This window comes from Thauera phenylacetica B4P (genome assembly GCF_000310225.1).
GTDB classification, from domain to species: domain Bacteria; phylum Pseudomonadota; class Gammaproteobacteria; order Burkholderiales; family Rhodocyclaceae; genus Thauera; species Thauera phenylacetica.
This window is the reverse complement of record NZ_AMXF01000266.1, coordinates 1-5,238: the sequence shown is the minus strand read 5'-3', so window position 1 is coordinate 5,238 and position 5,238 is coordinate 1. Positions and strand designations below refer to the sequence as shown.

4 protein-coding genes and 1 pseudogene are annotated in these 5,238 nt (G+C 57.7%); all 5 read left to right on the top strand.

Annotation, left to right across the window (positions count from 1 at the left end; translation table 11 throughout):
• Positions 1-70 precede the first annotated feature (70 nt).
• Complete coding sequence (locus C667_RS25275) at positions 71-1,207, top strand: TnsB C-terminal domain-containing protein (RefSeq protein ID WP_083881368.1); 1,137 nt, start codon at positions 71-73, stop codon at positions 1,205-1,207.
• Between the two features lie 18 nt (positions 1,208-1,225).
• A complete protein-coding gene (locus C667_RS25270; RefSeq protein WP_004379096.1) occupies positions 1,226-2,221 on the top strand; it encodes a TniB family NTP-binding protein in 996 nt (331 codons plus the stop codon).
• Positions 2,218-2,595: pseudogene (locus C667_RS26900) on the top strand (TniQ family protein); the annotation flags it as partial. The gene C667_RS25270 and the pseudogene C667_RS26900, both read left to right, overlap by 4 nt.
• A gap of 132 nt (positions 2,596-2,727) precedes the next feature.
• Entirely contained in the window at positions 2,728-3,600 is an 873-nt protein-coding gene (locus tag C667_RS26590) for a hypothetical protein (protein WP_245538512.1), read from the top strand.
• Positions 3,566-5,238, top strand: a 1,673-nt coding sequence (locus tag C667_RS20020; protein WP_169317693.1) for a TniQ family protein, incomplete at its 3' end; no start/stop codon positions are given. The genes C667_RS26590 and C667_RS20020, both read left to right, overlap by 35 nt.

Below are 5,238 nucleotides of genomic sequence, written 5' to 3'. Positions count from 1 at the left end.
GCGATCATGGCCTTCAAACCCGCGCCAGCGCTGAAGGCACTTTCCGAAAAGGGGCGAAAATCGGGGTTAAGTGTCGAACCCCGGGGATCTCTTTGTTGTCGACGAACACTCACATCTTCCCCTGGGGCGCCCGTGGATCACTGTCGCGATCGACAAGAGGTCCCGAATGGTATTGGGTTTTCATATTTCATTTTCCCCGCCATCCGTTGAAGCCGTGATGCACTGCCTGCGGCATGCGGTGCTTCCGAAAATCGATCTCAAAGCGCGATATCCCGCACTCAAGAACTCCTGGCTCGCATATGGACTGCCCGAGACGCTCGTCGTCGACAACGGACTGGAGTTTCACGCCGAAGCCCTTGAGGCTGCGGCGCTTGGGCTTGGATTCAGAATCGAATTTGGAGGAAAAAGAAAGCCATTTCATAAAGGTGCAATTGAGCGTTTCCTGAAAACGCTGAACTACAACCTGATCCACAAGTTGCCCGGGACGTCCTTCGCAAAATACTGGCAACGATTCGACTTTGATCCTCTTAAGACTGCCCTGATTACACTCGAAAAGCTTAACGAGGTCATCCATCGCTGGATCCTTGACGTTTATAGCCAAAAAATGCACCGCGGCATTAGCGAACCTCCCGCCTTGAGATGGCAGCGCGAGTCAAAGATGTATGCCCCAGAACTTCCCGCATGTGTGGACAAGCTAGATATCCATTTCAGCCAGGTTGCACACCGCCGAGTGTGGCATTACGGAATCCAGCTGCATGGTGATCAATTCTACCAATCGAGCGAACTCCAGGATCTACGGCGCAGATATGGTGAAAAGCTGGAGGTGCAGGTTCGGTTTCATAACGCTGACATGACCCAAATACACGTCCAAGACCCCGAATCTGAAGAGTACATCACAGTCGAGAATACCGCCCCTGAAGAAGTACGCGGCATGAGCGCAACCCAATACAAATGGATCCGCGCCTATCGCAAGAAGATGGCGCGCACAGAGGAGCGTGAATTGTCGATTGCCGAGGCGAAGGCGGAACTCCGGAAGTTGGTAAGCGAGTTGTTCGAAAGCAAGAAACTTCGCGACCGCACCAAGGGAGAGCGCATGAAGGACAAGGAAACCAAGACGAACGAGGCCCAAGGGACCGAAAAGACACTGAATCTTGCCCTGGAGGACGAGCTTGAGGATGAAATGGACTTCGAGACTGCCTTTGCTTAATCAGGGGAGCGCTAAAAAATGGAAAGCGTACTGACCAACGAATCTGAAATCAGCCTCAATCAAACGATTGAGACGCTTCACAACCTTCGGGTTGCACATACAGGATGGCAGGAGATCCTCGATGAATTCGATGATCTCATCACCTTCGCTCCTTATTCCAATGAGGGTGTGGGGATGATGATCATCGGTGAATCTGGTGTTGGCAAGACAACATTGCTCAAGGCTATTAAAGCCCGCTTCCCCGAGGCCCAGCAGCAGGATGACCGCACCCTCGTGCCGTGCCCCCTAGTATCGATTCCGTCCCGTCCGACCATTAAGTCGGTGGCACAGGCTACCTTGGCCGCATTGGGCGACCCGCTTGCTGGGGTTGGCGGTCAAACAACGGTTGAGCTGACCAGCAGAATCGTCTGCCTGGCGAAGGGGTGTGAATCACGAGCACTATTGTTTGATGAGGCTAATCACTTTGTAGATGGAAGGCGAGGCGACTCACTTCTTCAGATATCAGATTGGTTCAAAGAACTTTCCGATCAATGCGAGATCCCGTTCGTTCTGTGCGGCCTCCCGAGATCGGAAGCGATCCTAGAATGTAACGTTCAATTGCGGCGCCGATTCAGCACTACCTTGGAACTGAGCCTGTTCGATCAGACAACCGATAAGCTTTCGCTGACACGGTTTACGAAGGTCATCAAGGCAATCTGCTCCCAAATTCCAATGCTAAGCCGCTCAGATCTGCTTGATCGTGGCACTGCCTCGAAGCTTTTTGTGGCATCCGACGGGAGAATTGGCCCCTTGGTGAAGCTACTTTCCGCTGCCCTCAAGATTGCAGTGCGCAAAGTTCAGGCTGTAATTGAAAGCAGCGTATTAGAACAAGCATTTCAAAGAGCTATCTGGCGAAGCGGGATCGGCAATTTGAATCCGTTCAATTCTGAATTCAAGATCAGGCGCCTGGACAAACCAAGCGAACCATATTCTGGAACTAGTAGGGATCCCGTCAAGAGGAGCAGGAAGTCATGATGCTGGCGCTACGCCCCAAAATTCATCCCCTCGAGACCATGCACGCTTACACCCTCCGCTTGGCGAATGCGAATGGCCTGAACAGGATTCCCGGCACCCTGCTGGAGCGTCGCATTTCATCGGGGATCGCGGCACGAACGGATCTACCCGGCGTGTCACTTCGCCGAGTCGCTGAACTCACGGGTCAAGACGGCAAGAGCCTAGCAAACCAGAATGTACGTCGAGACGCGTTCAGCTGGCATTACCAGAGGCATCGCCTAGGTCACCGCCATTTCTCACTCTTGCGGCGCAAGATCTGCCCTGCATGCTTTGATCAGCAGGGCATCACGCCATGGTATTGGTCTATTCGCCTGCTCACGGCCTGCCCAGACCATGGGCTACAACTCATCGATCGATGCACACGTTGCGGCGAACCCCTATCGTGGCGCCGCGACCATGAGCGGTGTCGGTGCGGTCTTGAATACAGGCGCGCGGAGGCACCGTGCGCGAGCTCCCAACAGGTGCTCGTGTCAAAAGTGATCCTGGCGGCAGTCGGGATCGCCCACACCACGCAAATAGCTCCGCGAGTACCCGCAGCGCTTCAGGTCTCCGACCTTGAGCGCATTGCCCTCATGCTGCATCACTACCGCCAGGACTTACCCGCTGGGCTCAAGCGCGACCAGTCTCATGCCCAACAGGTCGGTCGCTTCCTTGAAGACTGGCCTCGTGGTTTCCAGGCCTGCATGCAGGAACTCCAAAACTCGGCGTGTGGCTCCGACACGCTCGACGCAGAGTCGGTGCTCACGCAAATGGACGAGTTCACTCGCATGGGAACACGATGGTTGCGCATGGAGGCTCCGACACAGTTGCGCGACGCATTCTGGCAGTGGCTCGCAGGCGTTGGCGATGCTGAAGAGTTGGCGCACCTTCGCACCCACTTGGGCGACTTTGAAACGTATCTGCATCGCCCCGTGAGTCAGTTGTGCCAAGCCCTCGGCATCACGCGCAGCCAACTCACGGTTCTTGTGGATGCCAAGTTGCTCGACTATCGGCCCGGGACGGGAATGCAGTTTGCCAGTCTCAAGAGTTTGGCCAGGCTGATCCACGAGCTCGCTCAGGCTCTCCAGCCCTGGGCTCCGCGGGCAAATCTGGTGCCGGTCGCCGAGGTGTCGCCTCGTTGCGGGCGGCATCGCTATTCCGGATTCAAGCGAGTCATGGAATCAGTTCTGAGTGGCGAATGCCCTGTGTATGCAGGCGCTGTCACACACCCAAATCTCCCGCTGTTCCAGCGCATGCTCGTCTCCCTGGACGATCTCGCCGCACTGCAAAACCCCTGGGCCACCTTTCGTGATCGGAGTTTGCGTCATGCTGCCAATAAGACCGCATCCCATTCCAAATGAATCGCTCAGGGGGTACATCGGTCGGGTCGCGCTGGCGAACGGCTATAGCGGGCCAGACTGGATGATGCGCCATCTGAGTGGAAAGGCGCTTCATCAAAGCACGCTTGCCACAATCAGCGCGGCCATTGGCAAGTCGACCTCTCAACTTGCCGGCTTGGAAGGCATCATCCCGGGTGACACCGATGCCCGGCACCTCTGCGTGCTCGGGGGACGGCGATTGCCGTCCGACTTCTGGCGATTGTCGCTTCGCCAGATCTGCCCAAGGTGCCTGGCCGAGAGTGGCTTTGCAGAGGCAAGTTGGGAGGACATGAGGCGAGTGACCTGTGCCATTCACCAGACAACACTGGTCGACGCCTGCCCCTCGTGCTCACAACCACTGAGCTGGACTCTCGGCGGCCTGACGCGTTGTCAATGTGGGATGGACCTTTGCTCAGTCGAGCCTGAGGCCGCCTCCAGCAGCCTTCTCGTAGCGGAGAGGTATGCGTTCGGGGGGACTGAGAGCAGCAATCCCCCCTTTCCGGCCGTTTGGCTGGATCTGTCCGATAGGCAGCGACTCAAGCTGATCTCTTTGCTGGGAGACTTGGCGCCATCAGCAGAAGCCATGGCATGCATCACACATGCCAAGGTTCGGCTCGCCATGCAAACCGCTGGCAGAATCCTCTCCGACTGGCCGGCGGGGCTGATGAAAGCGCTGGAGGCCATCGACAGGGGAGAGCCGTCCCTGAGGCGCTCGCTTGGACGCTTCCTCGCGAAGGTAGACGCGCTACCGACGTCCCCGGCATACGCCCCCCTCAGAGAAGGCATCGCTCACTATGTGGGAGACGTAAGGACGGCGCCGTGTCACCCACAGGTCCTGAAGCACCGGAATGCAACTGCGTTTCGCAAAAGGAGCGTCGGCATCGCGCAGGCATCTGCCGAACTTGCTTTGGCGCGAGGCAGCGTCAAGAAACTGATCCGGGCAGGACGCCTCGCGGGCCGGGTAGCCGCTGCAGGCAAGCGTTGCTTCACGTCGATCACCCCCGACGCGGTTGAGGCCTATCGGTCACTGCGCACTGCGAGCCTCACCGCTGTCGAGGTACGGCGTGAACTCGGGCTCAGCCGGCGCCGCTTCCGAGAGCTGTGCCAGGCAGGCATCCTGCCCGTCCTCGAGGGGCGCAACGAAACCGAGCAAGCCGTCTGGCGAATCGACCGCAATCGGCTCGACGTGCTCAATAGACAACTCGACAACACAGCTAGCGCTTCGCCGACCAAGGCTACCGAGAATGTCATCTCCCTCGCCACCGCCTGTCGCACGCGCCTCATCGACGGAGAGTTGGCCCTCACCTTGAACGCCATCCTTGATGGACGCTTGCCCGTCATCGGAAGACTGACGGGGCTGTCGCTCATTCCCTCTCTTGTTGTGGATGCAGACCGACATCTCCAGTTGCGTGATGAGTGGCGTGCCGAGCAGTCAAGGACCCTCTCGGTCATGGAAGTCGCAGAGGCTATGGCGGTGAAGCAGGAGGTCGCATATCACCTCGTCCGCCAAGGCCTGCTGCACACAACGACTGCGGAGACGCGTCGCCGCAACCAGCGCGTGGCGATGCAGCAGCTTCAGGAGTTCAAGGCCGAGTACGTCTGGCTTCGAGACCTTGCCCA

Coding starts and splice junctions, on each gene's coding strand:
- C667_RS25270 (WP_004379096.1), top strand. CDS start 1,226: ATGGAAAGCGTACTGACCAACGAATCTGAAATCAGCCTCAATCAAACG.